The organism is Pseudomonas sp. 32A (assembly GCF_052682255.1).
Window position 1 is genome coordinate 4,596,689 of sequence record NZ_JBQYLY010000001.1, and the last position, 17,014, is coordinate 4,613,702.

Genomic DNA, 17,014 nt, shown 5'->3' on the forward strand with positions numbered 1-17,014 from the left:
TCCAGTATGCCGCAAACAAGGGTGTATCCGAATCTGTCAGGCGCCGAATGGTCATGCATAACGCACAAAGCCACCTTGCGGTGGCTTTTCCTGCGGGTAAACCGCGTCAGTTGGTGTAGATCGGGCCTACGCCCAGCCCCCAGACGATCACGGTAAAGGCCATGATCGCCACCAGCACCACCAGGCCCACGGCCAGCACTGAACTGGAGAACAGGAACCCTTCATCCGGGTGGATGTTCATGAAGGTCGGCAGCCCTACATACAGCAGGTATACCGTGTAGCAGATGGCCGCCGTGCCGACGACCATCCCCAGCCACATGTGCGGGTACAGGGCCGCCAGCCCGCCGACAAACAGCGGTGTCGCGGTATAGGTGGCAAACGCCACGCAGCGCGCCATGCTGGGGTTGGCGTCATAGGTGCGTGCCATCCAGTGAATGAAAGCGCCCATCACCGCCACGCCGCCGAGCATCGCCGCGTAGGACATGACGGTCATCCACAGCGCGCTTTCCACCGTCAGCATCACCGGTGCGCGGTTGCCGATGACCCAACCGACCTGAGTGGTACCGATAAAGGCGGATACAGCGGGGATCGCCGCGAGAATCAGCGTGTGGGTGAGGTACATGTGGCTGATGCTTTCTTCTTTATCGCCACGAATTTCCCGCCATTCCTGATCGGGGTGGGTGAAAAGTCCCACGACGTGATGGATCATGCCAGTCACTCCTGTCGTTATTACCATCGCCCCCCAGTGGAGCGCCCACGGGCCAATTGGCCTGAAAGGTCTGGATATGTGTGCGACCTTATGTCGCAGTATAGGAAGTGATGACCGGAAAAACTGTGGGGCTTTAGAGCAAATTGCGCTGTAAACATTGGGCTTAATCGCGGCGGGGTCTGTTGACTGGAATGCGGTCAATTGTGGGAGCGGGCTTGCTCGCGAACGCGGTGGGTCAACTAAACGCCTGGCGACTGACCCCACGCATTCGCGAGCAAGCCCGCTCCCACATTGGAACTCGGTCGTCCATCCCGGTAAAATACCCGGCTTTTCGTCACACACCTTTCGCGGATCCAAGCGCCATGGGCACTCTTACGGTCAACCAGAACAAGCTGCAAAAACGCCTGCGTCGCCAGGCCGGTGAGGCAGTCGCCGATTTCAACATGATCGAAGAGGGCGACAAGGTCATGGTCTGCCTGTCTGGCGGCAAAGACAGCTACACCATGCTCGACGTGCTGATGCACCTGCAAAAGGTCGCGCCGATCAAGTTCGAGATCGTCGCCGTGAACATGGACCAGAAGCAGCCGGGCTTTCCCGAGCATGTGCTGCCGGCCTACCTCAAGGAATTGGGGATCGAGTACCACATCGTCGAGAAAGACACTTACTCGGTGGTCAAGGAACTGGTCCCGGAAGGCAAGACCACCTGCTCACTGTGCTCGCGCCTGCGCCGTGGCACGCTCTACACCTTTGCCGACGAAATCGGCGCGACCAAGATGGCCCTGGGTCACCACCGCGACGACATCGTCGAAACCTTCTTCCTCAACATGTTCTTCAACGGCAGCCTCAAGGCCATGCCGCCCAAGCTGCGGGCCGACGACGGGCGCAACGTGGTGATCCGCCCGTTGGCGTACTGCCATGAGAAGGACATCCAGGCGTATTCCGACCTCAAGCAATTCCCGATCATCCCGTGCAACCTCTGCGGCTCCCAGGAAAACCTGCAGCGCCAGGTGGTCAAGGACATGCTCCAGGACTGGGACCGCAAGACCCCGGGCCGCGTCGACAGCATCTTCCGCAGTCTGCAGAACGTGCAGCCGTCGCAGTTGGCTGACCGTAACCTGTTCGACTTCACCAGCCTGCGTATCGACGAAAGTGCGGCGTCGCGCTTCGTCAACGTAGTGAACCTCTGAGCCATTTCACCGCTCTGACAGACGGCGCTCCTGGGCGCCGTTTTCATTTCAATCCTTAGGAGAGGGCATGCGCGATTACAAGTGGCTGCACGAATATTGTCTGAACCGGTTTGGTTCGGCGGCCGAGCTGGAAGCCCATCTGCCTGTGCCCCTGACCCCGGCGAAACTGCGCAAGATCAGCGATGACCGCTACCTGTCGACCCTGTCGCTGCGGGTGTTTCGCGCCGGGCTCAAACACAGCGTGGTGGACGCCAAGTGGCCGGCGTTCGAGCAAGTGTTCTTCGGCTTTGACCCGGAAAAAGTCGTGCTGATGGGCGCCGAGCACCTGGAGCGACTGATGCAGGACACGCGCATCATCCGCCACCTGGGCAAGCTCAAGAGCGTGCCGCGCAATGCGCAGATGATTCTGGATATCGAGAAGGAAAAAGGCAGCTTCGGCGCATTTATTGCCGACTGGCCGGTGACCGATATCGTCGGCCTGTGGAAGTACCTGAGCAAGCACGGCCACCAGTTGGGCGGGCTGTCGGCGCCGCGTTTTTTGCGGATGGTGGGCAAGGACACGTTCGTGCCGAGCTATGACGTGGTGGCGGCGCTGAATGCGCAGAAGATTGTCGACAAGGCACCCACCAGCCTGCGGGACCTGGCCACGGTGCAAGGCGCGTTCAACCAGTGGCATGCCGAGAGCGGGCGGCCGATGTGCCAGTTGTCGATGATGTTGGCTTACACTGTGAATCATTGATACCGGGTTGATGCCATCGCAGGCAAGCCAGCTCCCACACTTGGAATGCATTCCTCTGTGGGAGCTGGCTTGCCTGCGATAGCGGCAGGTCAGGCACTACAAAAGCATCAGGCAGGCAAACCTTCCCCCGCCAACCGTCGATTCAACTGGTGCCGGTACCGCACATACATCAACGCCGTGCAGAACACCGCCAGGCTCGCCAGCATCTCCAGCACACCAAACCACTGCCGGTTCGGGTCATACGCCGCCAGCGCACCCTTGATGAAGTACAAGTTCACCACAAAGCACATCCACGAATGCCCGCGCGCGCTGCCCACGATCATCCCCGGCGCCAGCAACAGCAACGGCACCAGCTCGATCAGCAGAATCACCCACGGTCGCGCGCCGTGCAGGTCGGCGAACACCAGGTAGTAGGCACACAGCAGTCCCACCAATCCCAAAAACGCCAGCAGGCTCAACACCCGCGCCGCTTTGACCCGTGGCTCCAGCCACGCCTGTGGCGGCAGTACCTTAGGCTTCCTGGCCACGGCCGTTCTCCAGCAGCGCGGCAGTCTTCGCCAGGCGCAGGCCGAGGGCGCGGCACAGGGCGATCTCGTGTTGATCCAGCGCACGCTTGCCGTCGGCACCGGAATGGTGGCTGGCGCCATAAGGCGTGCCGCCGCCCTTGGTATCAAGCAGTGCCTGTTCACTGTAGGGCAGGCCGGTGATCAGCATGCCGTGGTGCAGCAGCGGCAGCAGCATCGACATCAGCGTGGTCTCCTGGCCACCGTGCAGGCTGGCGGTGGAGGTGAACACGCCCGCCGGCTTGCCGACCAGGGCGCCGGTCAGCCACAGGTTGCTGGTGCCATCGAGAAAGTACTTGAGCGGCGCGGCCATGTTGCCGAAACGGGTCGGGCTGCCCAGTGCCAGGCCGGCGCAGTTCTTCAGGTCGTCGAGGCTGCAGTACAGCGGGCCGTCCACCGGAATGTCCGGCGCCACGGCTTCGCACTCGCTGGAAATGGCCGGCACAGTGCGCAAGCGCGCCTCAAGCCCGGCTTGCTCGACGCCCCGGGCAATTTGCCGGGCCATTTCGCTCACCGAGCCGTTGCGGCTGTAATACAACACCAGCACATACGGCGCACTCACGAAACCAGCTCCAGAATGTTCTCTGGCGGGCGGCCAATCACAGCCTTGTCGGCGGTTTCGAGGATCGGGCGTTCCATCAGTTTCGGATGAGCGGCGATGGCGGCAATCAGTTGCGCTTCGCTGAGGCTGGTGTCAGCCAGATTGAGGGTTTTGTATTCGTCCTCGCCGGTACGCAGCAATTGCCGCGCGCTGATGTTCAGCTTGCCCAGCAAGGCCTGCAATTGCGCGGCGTCGAGCGGGGTTTCCAGGTAGCGCACCACGTTCGGTGTCAGGCCACGGGCTTCCAGCAATTCGAGCGCACCGCGGGATTTCGAGCAGCGCGGGTTGTGATAAAGCGTCAGATCGGTCATGTGCGGGTCGCATCTTGCGTAAGGTGGCGGGTATTCTACCCGCGCTGTGCCACGTCCTTAAACCATGAGAGGCGATAGGCCGCAGCCAACGTTCATTTTTACGAAGGATTACCCCATGACGAGGCGACTGTTAGGCGCATTGGCAATCATCGGCACACTGCTGCTCAGCGGCTGTGGCAATGATTATGGCGTTGACCAATACGGTCAGAAAGTGGCCGCCGAACGCCTGGACAAGCAATGGCTGGTGGTTAACTACTGGGCCGAATGGTGTGGCCCGTGCCGTACCGAAATCCCCGAACTCAACGCTTTGGCTGAGCAGCTCAAGGGCCAATCGGTGGGAGTGTTCGGCGTGAACTTCGACAACGTCCAGGGTGAAGAACTCAAGAGCGCCAGTGAGAAACTGGGCATCAAGTTCACCGTATTGGCGCAGAACCCGGACGGGATCTTCGACATTCCCCGCAGTGAAGCCCTGCCGGTGACCTACATCATTGATGACAAGGGCAAGGTGCGCGAGCAACTGATGGGTGAGCAGACGGCGGAAGGGGTGTTGGCCAAGCTCAAAGCGTTGCGCGGATAAATGTAGGAGCTGGCTTGCCTGCGATGCGGGCAACTCGGTCTGTCAGCCAGACCGAGGCGATACAATCGCAGGCAAGCCAGCTCCCACAGAAGAGCCGGATTGCCACACGGCTGAATCAGCCTTCTTCCAGCCACAATCGCAACGGCTTGCCATCCGCCGGCCAGAAACGGGTCTGTTCGATCGGCGAGATGTCCCAGCGCTGCACGCCTTGCAGGGCCTGGAAGAAGCGGTGTTCCTGCTCCATCAGCGCTTCGGCGCAGAGTTTGCGGGTGCTGCCGACCTTGCCGAAGCTCAGCTTGTCGCCATTCAGGGTGTAGGGCGCGAACCAATGGTTGCAGCCACCATTGCCGTAGGCCCGGCCATCGGCGCCGAGGGTCACGGTCAGGTGCGCGTAATCCATCAGCGGCCGCTCACCGATCCATTCCACCACGTAGCTGTGATCCTGCTTGAGCTTGACCTCGTCGCTGGCGCAGCCCGCAAGGCCTGCACCCAGCACGGCCAGCATCAGCGGGGCTTTCATTGCACGGCCTGCTGGCATTTCGGGCAACGGTGCTTGTCACCCAGGGTGGCCCAGCCCAACTCGGTGACGCGCGCAGTGGCGGCCGGTTGCAGCGGTTCCTTGGTCAGCTTGGTTTCCACCGCGAATTCAAACTCCAGCACGGTGTCGCAGCTGTCGCAGTTGACCTTCCAGGTGTGAATCTCCAACTCGCCGAACTTCGGCCCCTGGGCCATGGCGACCCACTGGCCCGCCGGGCGGATGGAGTAGCGTGCATCGCCTTCGACGGTCAGGCGCATCGACAGGGTTTTGCTGCCGCGCAGGGTGACGATCAGAACGTCGCCGTTCTTGATCGAGCCACCGTTGCCGGTGACTTGATAACGGCCCGGCACCAGGGCGCGGCATTCGATCAGGGTGTGTTGCGGGCTCAGCAAGCTGAAGCGGAAATCGTGTTCGGCCATGGATCCTCCAAATAGGCGCGGCATCCTATCACGGGCCGCCACCCATCATGGCGCGGCTATGTGACCGCTGATCATCCTTCGACGAGGTTTTGCGCCTGCCCGCCGGCCCACGCCGCGATGTTGGCCAGGGTCGTGCCGGCAATCGCCCCCAGGGCCTCGCGGGTCAGGAAGGCCTGGTGGGCGGTGATGATCACGTTGGGGAAGGTCAGCAGGCGCGCCAATACGTCGTCTTGCAGGGGCAAGTCCGAGCGGTCTTCGAAAAACAGCTGGGCCTCTTCTTCATACACATCCAGCCCCAGATAGCCGAGCTGGCCGTCCTTGAGTGCGTCGATCAGCGCCGGGGTGTCTACCAGGCCGCCGCGCCCGGTATTGATCAGCATCGCGCCGGGCTGCATATGGGCCAGGCTTTGGGCGTTGATCAGGTGTTTGCTGTCCGCCGTCAGCGGGCAATGCAGGCTGATGATCTGCGACTCGCCCAGCAACTGCGGCAGGCTCACATACTGGGCACCAAGGGCCTCGACCTGCGGGTTGGGGTAAGGATCGTAGGCCAGCAACTGGCAGCTGAACCCGGCCATGATCTTGGCGAACGTGGCGCCGATCTGCCCGGTACCGACCACGCCGACGGTCTTGCCCACCAGATCGAAACCGGTCAGGCCATGCAGGCTGAAGTCGCCGTCGCGGGTACGGTTGTAGGCGCGGTGCAGGCGGCGATTGAGGGCCAGGATCAGCGCGACCGCATGTTCGGCCACCGCATGGGGCGAATAGGCCGGCACCCGCACGATGGTCAGGCCCAGGCGTTTGGCGGCGGGCAGGTCGACATGGTTGTAACCGGCCGAGCGCAGGGCAATCAGGCGGGTGCCGCCGTTGGCCAGTTGTTCCAGCACCGGGGCGCTGAGGTCGTCGTTGATAAAGGCGCAGACCACTTCGTGGTGTTCGGCCAGGGCCACGGTGTCGAGGTTCAGCCGGGCCGGCTGGAATTGCAGCTGCATGCCGTCGGGCAACGGTTGGGCGAGAAAGCTCTCGCGGTCGTAGGTCTGGCTGCTGAAGAGGATGATGCGCATCAAATATTCCTTCTTGATGATGGAAAGCTGCTTTTGTGGCGAGGGCGCTTGTTGTGGCGAGGGAGCTTGCTCCCGATGGAGTGCGAAGCGCTCCCATGATTTTGGGGCCGCTGCGCAGCCCAGCGGGAGCAAGCTCCCTCGCCACAACAAGCGCCCTGGCCACAGCAAGCTCCCTCGCCACATTGCCCCGAAAGTTTACGCGCTGACCCGCGCCTCGCTGGCCAGCCGGGCAATCGCCATGTCCAGTTCATCCAGGGCCGGCATGGCCTTGGCGTCGTCCTGTTTGAGCAGGGTCTCGGCCCGTTGGCAGGCCGCGCGCAGTTGCGGCACGCCGCAATACCGGGTGGCGCCGTGCAAGCGGTGCACCCGCTCGATCAGGGCGTTGCGGTCGTTGGCGTCCCGGGCGACGCGAATCGCTTCACGGTCGGCTTCAAGTGACGCCAGCAGCATCGCCAGCATGTCCGCTGCCAGATCCGCCTTGCCGGCCGCAAGGCGCAGACCTTCTTCGTGGTCCAGCACCGGCAATTGCGTGGCGTGCCCGAAGTTTTCGGTGCCACGGTCCGGGCCTTGGTTGCGCAGGGCCAGCCCGGTCCATTTCAACACCACCTGGGCCAGTTGCCGTTCGCTGATGGGTTTGGTCAGGTAGTCATCCATGCCGCTTTGCAGCAGGGCGCGTTTTTCGTTGGCCATCGCATGGGCCGTCAGCGCGACGATGGGCAGCGGCGTGCCATGGCGTTCGCTTTCCCATGTGCGGATCGCCTCGGTGCTCTGGCGGCCGTCCATCCCGGGCATCTGCACGTCCATCAGCACCAGGTCGAAGGCTTCCTGCTTCACCGCTTCGACGGCCGAGTAACCGCTTTCCACCGCCTGGACCTTGGCGCCCATGTCCTCCAGCAGGGTTTGCACCAACAGCAGGTTGGCCGGGTTGTCGTCGACACACAGCACCCGCGGCGCGCGGCTGGACAGTGGCTCGCCGGGTTCGCTGCGCGATGGGCGCGGGCTGATCAGGTCGGCCAGGGCGCGGCGCAGTTTGCGGGTGCAGGCGGGTTTGGCCTGCAACTGACTGTTGGGGTTGGGCACCGACTGGTTGAACAGCAGCTGTTCGGTGGTCGGGCACAGCACCAGTACCTTGCAGCCCAGGTGTTCGAGGTCCCACAGGTGTTGGTTCAAACGCTCCGGCGGGATGTCGTTGGCGGTGATGCCCAGTACCGCCAGGTCAATGGCCTGTTCGGTCTGGTGGGCGCTGGTAATGCCGTTGGTCAGGCTTTCCAGGCTGTTGAACGGCGTGACTTCCAGGCCGCAGTCTTCCAACTGATGTTGCAGGGCCTGGCGCGCCAGCTCGTGGTTTTCCAGCACGGCCACGCGCCGGCCCAGCAGCGGCGCGGAGGGCAGGTCTTCGATATCGTCACGGGTTTTTGGCAGGTTCAGGCTGATCCAGAATTCCGAGCCTTCTCCCGGCGTACTGTCGACACCAATCTCACCGCCCATCTGTTCGATCAGGCGCTTGGAAATCACCAGGCCCAGGCCGGTGCCACCGGGTTGGCGGGACAGCGAGTTGTCCGCCTGGCTGAAGGCCTGGAACAGCGCCCGCACATCCTGGTTCGACAGGCCGATGCCGGTGTCCTGCACGCTGATGCGCAGTTGCACGCTGTCTTCCTGTTCGTCTTCAATCATGGCGCGGGCAACGATGGTGCCTTCGCGGGTGAACTTGATCGCGTTGCTCACCAGGTTCGTGAGGATCTGCTTGAGCCGCAGCGGGTCACCCACCAGGGACAGCGGTGTATCGCGGTAGACCAGGCTTACCAGCTCCAGCTGTTTGGCGTGGGCGGCCGGGGCGAGGATGGTCAGGGTGTCTTGCAGCAAGTCCCGCAGGTTGAACGGGATGCTGTCGAGCACCAGCTTGCCGGCCTCGATTTTCGAGAAGTCGAGAATTTCGTTGATGATGCCCAACAGGTTGTCGGCGGATTTTTCGATGGTGCCCAGGTAATCCAGCTGCCGGGGCGACAGCTCGCTTTTCTGCAACAAATGGGTGAAGCCCAGGATGCCGTTCAGCGGCGTGCGGATCTCATGGCTCATGTTGGCCAGAAACTCCGACTTGATACGGCTGGCTTCCAGGGCTTCCTTGCGGGCGAGGTCCAACTCGATGTTCTGGATCTCGATGGTTTCCAGGTTTTGCCGCACGTCTTCGGTGGCCTGGTCGATGCTGTGTTGCAATTCTTCCTGGGCGTTTTGCAGGGTCTCGGCCATGCGGTTGATGCCCGAGGCCAGGTGATCCAGTTCCTGGCTGCCCAGGGGTGGCAAGCGGGTTTCCAGATTGCCGTCCTTGAGCTGCGCCACGGCCTGTTTGATCAGGCCTATCGGCGAATTGATCGTACGGCTGATGCGCAAGGCGAGGGCAGCCGTGCAGATCAGGCCGATAGCGATCAGCAGCAGGCTGGCGAACAGGCTGCGGTAGCCCCGCAGCAACATGCCGTTGTGGGACAGTTCCAGCTCGACCCAGCCCAGCAGGCGATCGGATTCGTCCGGGATGAGTTCGCCCGCAAGGTTGCGATGGCGGCCGAATACCGGCAGCAGATAGCGGGTTGCGTCATTGCCGGTGCGCTGCAACAGGTGCGAACTGTTGCCGATCGGCGGCTGATTGAGCATGGTCGGGCCGGCGTGGGCCAGCGGTGTGCGGTCAGGCCCCAGGAATGACACGGCGCGTACGTCGGTTTGCTCCAGGGACTGGGTGGCGATGCGTTCCAGCAGGTCGGTGTTTTTGGTGCCCAGGGCCGGGGCGACCAATGGTGCCAGTTGCTCGGCGATCATCTCGCCCCGTTGCAGCAACTGCGACTGCAACTCCGACAGCTGCATCCAGGTGAAATAGCCGCCCAGCAGCAACGCCATCAGGCTGGTAGGCAATAAGGTCAGCAACAGTACGCGGCCTTTTATTCCCATTTTCGTAAGCACGCCACTCTCCTGCTACCACACTGTTGTCGAATTCCACGCAGGCATCCGGCCCGCGCCACCTGCGCAGTGTAGCCATTTGCGCGGCGTGGAATCTTGCAAATTAATGACCTGAGGCAAACCTCGGGCCCCTGGACGCCCGACGGCAGTTGCTCGTGGGGGGGCAATCTTGAATAATCAGTCATTGAGAATGACTTGCAGACGCTAATGAATCCCGTAGCACTTGGCTTACCCAGTATCCTGGCGATTGAAGACGATCCTGTGCTCGGCGCCTATGTCCATGAGCAGTTGGGCCGCTGTGGCTTCGAGGTGACTTGGTGCCAGAACGGCCAGCAGGGCCTGCAAATGGCCCGCGATCAACGTTTCGACGTGGTGTTGATGGATATCCTGTTGCCGGGCATGGACGGCTTGTCGGTGCTCACGCATTTGCGCCAGAGCCATTCGATCCCGGTGATCCTGATGTCGGCTTTGGGTGCTGAAGCCGACCGCATCAGCGGCTTTCGCCTGGGGGCGGACGATTACCTGCCCAAACCGTTCAGCATGGCGGAGTTGCGCGTGCGCATCGAGGCGATCCTGCGCCGGGTCGCCCTGGACCGGCGGCCTTTGCCGGCCCTGGCGGCGGTGCGCGACGATGCCCGTAGCCTGCGTTTCGATGATGAGCGGTGTGATGTGTTTCACCGGGGACAGTGGGCCGGCCTGACCCGCAGCGAATACCGCCTGCTGGAAACCCTGCACCGCAACGGCGAAGAAGTCCTCAGCAAAGCCTTCCTCTATCAGCATGTCTTTCAACGCGGCTACGCGCCCCACGACCGCAGCCTGGACATGCACATCAGCCAGATTCGTCGCAAGCTCAAGGCCATTGGCTACAGCGAGCGGGAAGTGCGCACGGTGTGGGGCAAGGGCTATGTGTTGAGCGGTCACGATGACAGGCTTTAAGGCCGCCCTCACACGGCTGCCGGGCAAGCATTCGTTATTCTGGAAACTGGCCTGCCTGCTGATTGCGTTCTGCTTGCTGATGATCTGGCTCAGTTGGTCCTGGGGCCGGTACATGGAAGAGCAGAATGCCTTTCTGTCCAACGAGGCTCGCGCCACCTTGAGCGGTTATGCAGCCGGTGCGGAACTGGCGTGGAACAAGGGCGGCAACGCCGGTGTGGACGAATGGCTGCACACCCTGGGCCAGCGCGAGCGCACCTGGGTGGGTGTCATCGGTAACGACCTGCAATCCCTGAGCAGCTACCCGCTGACGGACAAGGAAAGCCAGCGCCTGACCTTCCTGCGCGGCCTGGACTGGCCCGTCAGCCGGCACGCCAAGGGCTTGCCGTGGTTGAAAATCCCGTTCCCGCTCGACCCGGGCGCGGGTTCCCTGGTGATCGAATTGCCCCGGCGTTTCATGCCTGGGCAAAACCAGCTGCTCTGGCGCATCGTCACCAATGGCTTGATTCCCGGTCTGTTCACCCTGTTGCTCTGCATCGGCCTTTACCGGCTGTTGATCATGCCCCTCAATCATCTGCGGGAGCAGGCCAACGCCTGGCGCGCCGATCAACTGAGCACCCGGCTTTCCCGTGATACCACCAGCCGCCCGGATGAACTGGGGGAGTTGGGCCGAGCGTTTGACCAGATGTCGGAACGCCTGCAAGGCACCGTAGCCCTGCAACAGCAACTGCTGCGGGATTTGTCCCATGAGCTGCGCACGCCGCTGAGCCGTTTGCGCGTCGCCTGCGACAGCGAGCAAGACCTGACCCAACTGCGCGAGCGCCTGGGGAGGGAAATCGACGGCATGCAGCGCCTGGTGGAAGACACCCTGCAACTGGCCTGGCTCGACACTGAACGTGCGCCGCTGCCCAAGGAAGACATCCAGGTGCAGGCACTGTGGGACATGCTGCGGGAAAACGCCTGTTTTGAAAGTGGCTGGCCGGCTTCACGCTTGCAGTGCGAGCTTGGGGCTGACTGCTGGGTACGCGGGCATCTGAACCTGCTGGCCCAGGCATTGGAGAACATCCTGCGCAATGCCATCCGGCACTCTCCGCAAAACGGCACGGTGCAATTGGGCGGGCAGCGTGAGGGGGATCACTGGCACTTGTGGCTGGAAGACCAGGGCGGCGGGATTGATGAGATGGAGTTGGAGCGGATCTTTGCGCCATTCACCCGGCTGGACGGTTCACGGCCCGGCGACGGCGGTTTTGGCCTGGGCTTGAGCATTGCGCGCAACGCTGTGCAGCGTCAGGACGGCAGCTTGTGGGCGGAAAATACCGGCCAGGGTTTGCGCGTGCACATGCGCTTGCTGGCCCGCTAACGGTTACAACCGGCGCTGTTTGCGTTTTTTCCACTGGCGGGCCACCCACCAGCGCCAATAGCCCATGGTCAGGCAATACCCCAGCGCCGCCATCACCAGCCCCAGTACTACCGAGCCCAGCAGGAAGGGTTGCCACAACGTCGACAACTGCCCGCTGATCCATTCCCAGGTCAACTCGTCGGGCAGGCTGCGGGGCGGCACGTTCATCAGCCAGGCGCCGGTCATGTAAGTGCAGAAGAACACCGGCGGCATGGTGATCGGGTTGGTCAGCCACACCAGGCTGACGGCAATCGGCATATTGCCGCGCACGCTGATGGCGAGGATCGCCGCCAGCAGCATCTGCAAGGGAATGGGGATAAATGCCGCGAACAGACCAACGGCCATCGCCCGGGCGACCGAGTGCCGATTGAGGTGCCAGAGGTTCGGGTCATGCAGCAACTTGCCGAGAAAGCGTAAGGACTTGTGTTCCCGGATGCTGGTTGGATCGGGCATGTACCGTTTGAATAAGCGCCGTGGCATAAGGGGTCCAGGTCAGTTCGAGGGGCAAGTATGCCCGCATTCTACGAACGGGAAATTCAGACTTTGTGACAAATAATAATAGGCCGCATCGGGAGCCCGACTAAGACTCAATGGGTCGCTTTCAAGGAACGATCCATGAGAACAGGGATGTTCGCACTCGCGTTGGGGCTGCTCGCCCTGCGTCTTTTACCGGCGTTGCCGTCCAGCGGCTGGCTGCTGCTGATGCCGGTGTTGGCCCTGATGCTGCTGCCTTTTCGCACCTATCCGCTGGCGTTTTTCCTGCTTGGCCTGGGCTGGGCGTGCCTGAGTGCGCAGTGGGCGCTGGATGACCGGTTGGCGCCGCGTCTGGATGGCCAGACCCGCTGGGTGGAAGGGCGAGTTACCGGGTTACCGCAGCAGACAGGTGACGGTGTGCGCTTTGAGCTGACCGACAGCCGGTCACGCAAGGACCTGCTTCCGAAGCGCATCCGTGTGTCCTGGCGTGGCGGGCCAGCGGTTCAGAGCGGTGAGCGCTGGCGGTTGGCCGTCACCCTCAAGCGTCCCTCCGGTTTGCTCAATGCCGAGGGGTTTGACTATGAAGCCTGGCTGCTGGCCCAGCGCATTGGCGCCACGGGTTCGGTCAAGGATGGCCAGAAGCTGGCGCCTGCACGGCATGCCTGGCGCGACGGGATTCGGCAGCGGCTGTTGGCGGTGGATGCCCAAGGGCGAGAGGCGGGCCTGGCGGCGCTGGTGCTCGGGGATGGTTCCGGGCTGGCCGCCGAGGATTGGCGGGTTCTGCAAGACACCGGCACCGTGCATTTATTGGTGATTTCCGGGCAGCACATCGGGCTACTGGCAGGGTTGATCTATGGCCTGGTCGCTGGCCTGGCACGCTTCGGGTGTTGGCCGAAACCCTTGCCGTGGTTGCCCTGGGCCTGCGGCCTGGGGTTTGCTGCGGCGCTGGGCTATGGCTTGCTGGCGGGTTTCGAAGTGCCGGTGCAACGGGCCTGCGTGATGGTGGGATTGGTCCTGCTGTGGCGCCTGCGGTTTCGTCACCTCGGGATCTGGTGGCCGCTGTTGCTGGCGCTGAACGCCGTGCTGATCCTCGAGCCACTGGCCAGCCTGCAACCGGGGTTCTGGTTGTCCTTTGGGGCGGTGGCGGTGCTGATCCTGGCGTTCAGTGGCCGGCTGGGTCCCTGGAGTGCCTGGCAGGCCTGGACCCGGGCCCAGTGGTTGATTGCCATCGGCCTGTTTCCGCTGCTGCTGGTGCTCGGTTTGCCCATCAGCCTGAGCGGGCCGCTGGCCAACCTGTTCGCGGTGCCGTGGATCAGCCTGGTGGTGTTGCCCCTGGCCTTGCTGGGTACGGTGTTATTGCCGCTGCCTTATATAGGTGAAGGTTTGTTATGGCTGGCAGGCGGCGCACTGGACTGGCTGTTCAAGGCTTTGGCGTTGCTGGCGCAATACTTGCCAGCCTGGATACCGGCGCAAGTGCCCATGGGCTATTGGCTGGTGAGCCTGCTGGGGGCGGTGCTGTTATTGCTGCCCAAGGGCGTGCCCTTTCGGCTGCTGGGCTGGCCGATGTTGCTGCTGGCGGTGTTCCCGCCTCGGGAATCGGTGCCCCTCGGGCAGGTGGAGATGGTGCAACTGGATGTAGGCCAGGGTTTGTCGACCATCCTGCGTACCCGCAACCACGTTCTGCTCTATGACGCCGGGCCGCGCTCCGGGGAGTTCGACCTTGGCGCGCGCGTCGTGCTGCCTGCGCTGCGCAAGTTGGGGGTTGCGGGGCTGGACATGATGCTGCTCAGTCATGCCGATGCCGATCATGCTGGTGGTGCTTTGGCCGTTGCTCAAGGGTTGCCGATCAAACGCGTGGTGGGCGGCGAGACAGCACGGCTACCGTCAACGCTCGGTACTCAAGCCTGTGTCAGTGGCGAGTGGTGGGAATGGGATGGCGTGACCTTCGAGCTATGGCAATGGCCGGATGCGACGGACGGTAACCAGATGTCCTGTGTGTTGCTGGTGCAGGCGAATGGCGAACGGTTGCTGCTGACCGGTGATATTGACCGTGAAGCCGAGCGGGCATTGCTGGCCACACCCCTGGGGGCTCCTGTCGATTGGCTGCAAGCGCCCCATCATGGCAGCCGCAGCTCGTCGTCATGGCCGTTTCTACAGCGCCTCGCCCCCAAGGCTGTGTTGATTTCCCGAGACCGCAGCAATGCCTTCGGCCATCCGCATCCCCAGGTGTTGGAACGTTACCAGGCTTTGGGCAGCCTGATTTATGACAGTGCCGAACACGGCGCGCTCCGCCTGAAACTGGGCACTTTCCAGCCACCGGAGGCCGCGCGCAGCCAGCGACGCTTCTGGCGCGAGCCCCCGCCGTAAAACAGCGTTACCAAAGACCGGCCTCTGCGACAGGATGCTCTGGGGCAGGCCAGCGCTTCCGCCAGACCCTTATGGTAAAGTGGCGCACTTTTTCGAGGGGGCATTCACTGTGTGGGAATTGGTCAAATCCGGCGGCTGGATGATGTTGCCGATCATTTTGAGTTCCATCGCCGCACTCGGCATCATCGTCGAACGCCTGTGGACCCTGCGTGCCAGCCGTGTAACACCTGACCACCTGCTGGGCCAGGTCTGGGGCTGGATCAAGAACAAGCAACTGGACAAGGCAAAACTCAAGGAGCTGCGCGCCAATTCGCCCCTGGGTGAAATCCTCGCCGCCGGCCTCGCCAACTCCAAGCATGGTCGCGAGATCATGAAGGAATGCATCGAGGAGGCCGCTGCCCGGGTCATCCATGAGCTGGAGCGCTACATCAATGCCCTGGGCACCATTGCCGCCATGGCGCCATTGCTCGGTTTGCTCGGTACGGTACTGGGCATGATCGATATCTTCAGCTCCTTCATGGGCTCGGGCATGACCACCAACGCCGCGGTGTTGGCCGGTGGTATTTCCAAGGCCTTGATCACCACGGCGGCGGGCCTGATGGTCGGTATTCCTTCGGTGTTCTTCCACCGCTTCCTGCAACGGCGCATCGACGAGCTGGTGGTGGGCATGGAGCAGGAAGCCATCAAGTTGGTGGAAGTGGTGCAGGGCGACCGTGACGTGGACCTGGTTGAGGGCAAAGCGTGAAATTTCGCCGCAAGCAACGGGAAAACGTCGATATCAACCTGGCGTCGTTGATTGACGTGGTGTTTATCCTGCTGCTGTTTTTTGTCGTCACCACCACCTTTACCCGGGAAACCCAGCTGCGGGTCGACTTGCCGGAAGCCGTCAGCGGCTCTCCGGCGGAAGACCAGCAGGTCAAGCAGTTGGACATCGCCATCAGCGCCGATGGCGTGTTCTCGGTGAATAACCAGTTGCTGGAGAAAAACGACCTGGCCAGCCTGATGGAAGCACTGCAGAAGGAGTCCGGTGGCGACACTAACTTGCCACTGTCCATCAGCGCCGACGGCAACACCAAGCACCAGGCCGTCATCACTGCGATGGACGCTGCCGGCAAGCTCGGCTTCAGCCATTTGCGCATGACCACCGTCGAGGCGGCGAGCCAACCCTGATGGCCATGACTGATCGTTTGCTCAAGGCCTGGTACGAAGGCCATCCGGCGCTCGCGTTGTTGCAGCCGCTGGAATCCCTCTATCGCCGGGTTGTGCAGCGCAAACGCGCGCGGTTCCTGGCGGGCGAGGGCGAGATCTACCAGTCGCCGGTGCCGGTCGTGGTCGTCGGTAACATCACCGTCGGGGGCACCGGGAAGACTCCCTTGATTCTCTGGCTGATCGACCATTGCCAGCGCAGCGGTTTGCGCGTCGGTGTGGTCAGCCGGGGTTATGGCGCCAAGCCGCCAGCGTTTCCATGGCGCGTCGAAGCCAGTCACACCGCCGCCGTTGCGGGGGATGAACCTCTGCTGATCGTGCAACGCAGCGGCGTGCCGCTGATGATCGACCCCGACCGTAGCCGCGCCGTAAAGGCGTTGCTGGCCAGCGAAACCCTGGACCTGATTCTCTCCGACGACGGCCTGCAACATTACCGCCTGGCCCGTGACCTGGAACTGGTATTGATTGATGCTGCCCGAGGGCTTGGCAACCGCCGCTGTCTGCCGGCGGGGCCGTTGCGCGAACCGGTCGAGCGTTTGCATAGCGTCGATGCGCTGCTTTATAACGGCGCCGGTTCAGACCGTGAGGATGGCTTTGCCTTCCGTCTGCTGCCCACCGCATTGGTTAATCTGCACACCGGCGAGCGCCAGCCTGTCGACCACTTCCCGGTAGGTCAGCAGGTGCATGCGGTGGCAGGCATCGGCAACCCGCAACGTTTCTTCAGCACCCTTGAGACGCTACACTGGCGCCCATTACCCCATGCTTTTGCCGACCACGCGCCCTACAGTGCCGAGGTCTTGAATTTCACACCGGCACTGCCGTTGGTCATGACTGAAAAGGACGCGGTGAAGTGCCGCGCCTTTGCCAGGCCCGACTGGTGGTACCTTGCGGTGGACGCGGCACCGTCACCGGCGTTTACCGCCTGGTTCGACACGCAGTTGATGCGCTTGCTGCCCGCTCGCCTTTTGCCTTAAAACGCTGCTC

General features: G+C 62.5%; 18 protein-coding genes. 9 read left to right on the forward strand and 9 right to left on the reverse strand.

Annotated elements, in window-relative coordinates:
- Positions 1-106: 106 nt before the first annotated feature.
- Positions 107-709, reverse strand: coding sequence for a Yip1 family protein (locus ACUN0G_RS21190; RefSeq protein WP_445574195.1), 603 nt, complete (start codon positions 707-709; stop codon positions 107-109).
- A 362-nt stretch (positions 710-1,071) separates the two neighbouring features.
- Here ACUN0G_RS21190 and ttcA point away from each other — a divergent pair, with 362 nt between their 5' ends.
- Both ttcA and ACUN0G_RS21200 read left to right on the forward strand, forming a co-directional pair.
- Positions 1,072-1,896 (forward strand): tRNA 2-thiocytidine(32) synthetase TtcA, encoded by an 825-nt coding sequence (gene ttcA / locus ACUN0G_RS21195; protein ID WP_010165804.1) that lies wholly within the window; start codon positions 1,072-1,074, stop codon positions 1,894-1,896.
- 67 nt (positions 1,897-1,963) lie between these two features.
- A complete protein-coding gene (locus ACUN0G_RS21200; RefSeq protein ID WP_258347234.1) occupies positions 1,964-2,635 on the forward strand; it encodes a DNA-3-methyladenine glycosylase I in 672 nt (223 codons plus the stop codon).
- Positions 2,636-2,742: 107 nt separating this feature from the next.
- Here ACUN0G_RS21200 and ACUN0G_RS21205 read toward each other — a convergent pair whose 3' ends face one another.
- The 3 genes from ACUN0G_RS21205 to arsC are packed head-to-tail and all read right to left on the reverse strand — an operon-like array spanning position 2,743 to position 4,110.
- Positions 2,743-3,162 carry a DUF2069 domain-containing protein gene (locus ACUN0G_RS21205; protein WP_445574196.1) on the reverse strand — a complete coding sequence of 140 codons (420 nt, stop codon included), beginning with the start codon at positions 3,160-3,162 and terminating at the stop codon, positions 2,743-2,745.
- On the reverse strand, positions 3,146-3,760 hold the full coding sequence (gene wrbA, locus ACUN0G_RS21210) for an NAD(P)H:quinone oxidoreductase (protein ID WP_017475837.1): 615 nt from the start codon (positions 3,758-3,760) through the stop codon (positions 3,146-3,148). The genes ACUN0G_RS21205 and wrbA overlap by 17 nt, the downstream gene beginning before the upstream one ends.
- Positions 3,757-4,110 (reverse strand): arsenate reductase (glutaredoxin), encoded by a 354-nt coding sequence (gene arsC / locus ACUN0G_RS21215; RefSeq protein WP_445574197.1) that lies wholly within the window; start codon positions 4,108-4,110, stop codon positions 3,757-3,759. The genes wrbA and arsC overlap by 4 nt, the downstream gene beginning before the upstream one ends.
- Positions 4,111-4,225: 115 nt before the next feature.
- Between arsC and ACUN0G_RS21220 the strand changes: the two genes are divergently transcribed.
- On the forward strand, positions 4,226-4,687 hold the full coding sequence (locus ACUN0G_RS21220; RefSeq protein ID WP_004371382.1) for a TlpA disulfide reductase family protein: 462 nt from the start codon (positions 4,226-4,228) through the stop codon (positions 4,685-4,687).
- Positions 4,688-4,802: 115 nt separating this feature from the next.
- Here ACUN0G_RS21220 and ACUN0G_RS21225 read toward each other — a convergent pair whose 3' ends face one another.
- The 4 genes from ACUN0G_RS21225 to ACUN0G_RS21240 form a co-directional block, all read right to left on the reverse strand.
- Positions 4,803-5,207 carry an META domain-containing protein gene (locus ACUN0G_RS21225; protein ID WP_445574198.1) on the reverse strand — a complete coding sequence of 135 codons (405 nt, stop codon included), beginning with the start codon at positions 5,205-5,207 and terminating at the stop codon, positions 4,803-4,805.
- Complete coding sequence (locus tag ACUN0G_RS21230) at positions 5,204-5,644, reverse strand: hypothetical protein (protein WP_445574199.1); 441 nt, start codon at positions 5,642-5,644, stop codon at positions 5,204-5,206. Before ACUN0G_RS21230 ends, ACUN0G_RS21225 begins: the two co-directional genes overlap by 4 nt.
- Before the next feature lie 71 nt (positions 5,645-5,715).
- A complete protein-coding gene (locus ACUN0G_RS21235) occupies positions 5,716-6,705 on the reverse strand; it encodes a 2-hydroxyacid dehydrogenase (RefSeq protein WP_445574200.1) in 990 nt (329 codons plus the stop codon).
- A gap of 195 nt (positions 6,706-6,900) precedes the next feature.
- On the reverse strand, positions 6,901-9,654 hold the full coding sequence (locus ACUN0G_RS21240) for a response regulator (protein WP_258347230.1): 2,754 nt from the start codon (positions 9,652-9,654) through the stop codon (positions 6,901-6,903).
- Positions 9,655-9,858: 204 nt separating this feature from the next.
- Here ACUN0G_RS21240 and ACUN0G_RS21245 point away from each other — a divergent pair, with 204 nt between their 5' ends.
- Entirely contained in the window at positions 9,859-10,587 is a 729-nt protein-coding gene (locus ACUN0G_RS21245) for a response regulator transcription factor (RefSeq protein ID WP_421553048.1), read from the forward strand.
- On the forward strand, positions 10,574-11,944 hold the full coding sequence (locus tag ACUN0G_RS21250) for a histidine kinase sensor domain-containing protein (protein WP_445574201.1): 1,371 nt from the start codon (positions 10,574-10,576) through the stop codon (positions 11,942-11,944). Before ACUN0G_RS21245 ends, ACUN0G_RS21250 begins: the two co-directional genes overlap by 14 nt.
- Positions 11,945-11,947: 3 nt before the next feature.
- On the opposite strand, the gene ACUN0G_RS21255 is transcribed toward ACUN0G_RS21250, so the two are convergent.
- Positions 11,948-12,463, reverse strand: coding sequence for a DUF2062 domain-containing protein (locus ACUN0G_RS21255; RefSeq protein WP_258347227.1), 516 nt, complete (start codon positions 12,461-12,463; stop codon positions 11,948-11,950).
- Between the two features lie 135 nt (positions 12,464-12,598).
- On the opposite strand from ACUN0G_RS21255, the gene ACUN0G_RS21260 reads away from it, so the two are divergent.
- The 4 genes from ACUN0G_RS21260 (at position 12,599) to lpxK (ending at position 17,004) form a co-directional block, all read left to right on the forward strand.
- Positions 12,599-14,824, forward strand: coding sequence for a DNA internalization-related competence protein ComEC/Rec2 (locus tag ACUN0G_RS21260; RefSeq protein ID WP_445574202.1), 2,226 nt, complete (start codon positions 12,599-12,601; stop codon positions 14,822-14,824).
- Between the two features lie 109 nt (positions 14,825-14,933).
- Positions 14,934-15,569 (forward strand): MotA/TolQ/ExbB proton channel family protein, encoded by a 636-nt coding sequence (locus tag ACUN0G_RS21265; protein ID WP_445574203.1) that lies wholly within the window; start codon positions 14,934-14,936, stop codon positions 15,567-15,569.
- On the forward strand, positions 15,566-15,994 hold the full coding sequence (locus ACUN0G_RS21270; protein WP_258347225.1) for an ExbD/TolR family protein: 429 nt from the start codon (positions 15,566-15,568) through the stop codon (positions 15,992-15,994). Before ACUN0G_RS21265 ends, ACUN0G_RS21270 begins: the two co-directional genes overlap by 4 nt.
- Positions 15,994-17,004, forward strand: a complete 1,011-nt coding sequence (gene lpxK / locus ACUN0G_RS21275; RefSeq protein ID WP_445574204.1) for a tetraacyldisaccharide 4'-kinase — start codon at positions 15,994-15,996, stop codon at positions 17,002-17,004. Before ACUN0G_RS21270 ends, lpxK begins: the two co-directional genes overlap by 1 nt.
- Positions 17,005-17,014: the final 10 nt, after the last annotated feature.

Bases quoted from the DNA above. Each gene is read 5' to 3' on its own strand.
- ACUN0G_RS21190 (WP_445574195.1), bottom strand. From the start codon at position 709: ATGATCCATCACGTCGTGGGACTTTTCACCCACCCCGATCAGGAATGG.
- ttcA (WP_010165804.1), top strand. From the start codon at position 1,072: ATGGGCACTCTTACGGTCAACCAGAACAAGCTGCAAAAACGCCTGCGT.
- ACUN0G_RS21200 (WP_258347234.1), top strand. From the start codon at position 1,964: ATGCGCGATTACAAGTGGCTGCACGAATATTGTCTGAACCGGTTTGGT.
- arsC (WP_445574197.1), bottom strand. From the start codon at position 4,110: ATGACCGATCTGACGCTTTATCACAACCCGCGCTGCTCGAAATCCCGC.
- ACUN0G_RS21220 (WP_004371382.1), top strand. From the start codon at position 4,226: ATGACGAGGCGACTGTTAGGCGCATTGGCAATCATCGGCACACTGCTG.
- ACUN0G_RS21225 (WP_445574198.1), bottom strand. From the start codon at position 5,207: ATGAAAGCCCCGCTGATGCTGGCCGTGCTGGGTGCAGGCCTTGCGGGC.
- ACUN0G_RS21230 (WP_445574199.1), bottom strand. From the start codon at position 5,644: ATGGCCGAACACGATTTCCGCTTCAGCTTGCTGAGCCCGCAACACACC.
- ACUN0G_RS21235 (WP_445574200.1), bottom strand. From the start codon at position 6,705: ATGCGCATCATCCTCTTCAGCAGCCAGACCTACGACCGCGAGAGCTTT.
- ACUN0G_RS21245 (WP_421553048.1), top strand. From the start codon at position 9,859: ATGAATCCCGTAGCACTTGGCTTACCCAGTATCCTGGCGATTGAAGAC.
- ACUN0G_RS21250 (WP_445574201.1), top strand. From the start codon at position 10,574: ATGACAGGCTTTAAGGCCGCCCTCACACGGCTGCCGGGCAAGCATTCG.
- ACUN0G_RS21255 (WP_258347227.1), bottom strand. From the start codon at position 12,463: ATGCCACGGCGCTTATTCAAACGGTACATGCCCGATCCAACCAGCATC.
- ACUN0G_RS21260 (WP_445574202.1), top strand. From the start codon at position 12,599: ATGAGAACAGGGATGTTCGCACTCGCGTTGGGGCTGCTCGCCCTGCGT.
- lpxK (WP_445574204.1), top strand. From the start codon at position 15,994: ATGGCCATGACTGATCGTTTGCTCAAGGCCTGGTACGAAGGCCATCCG.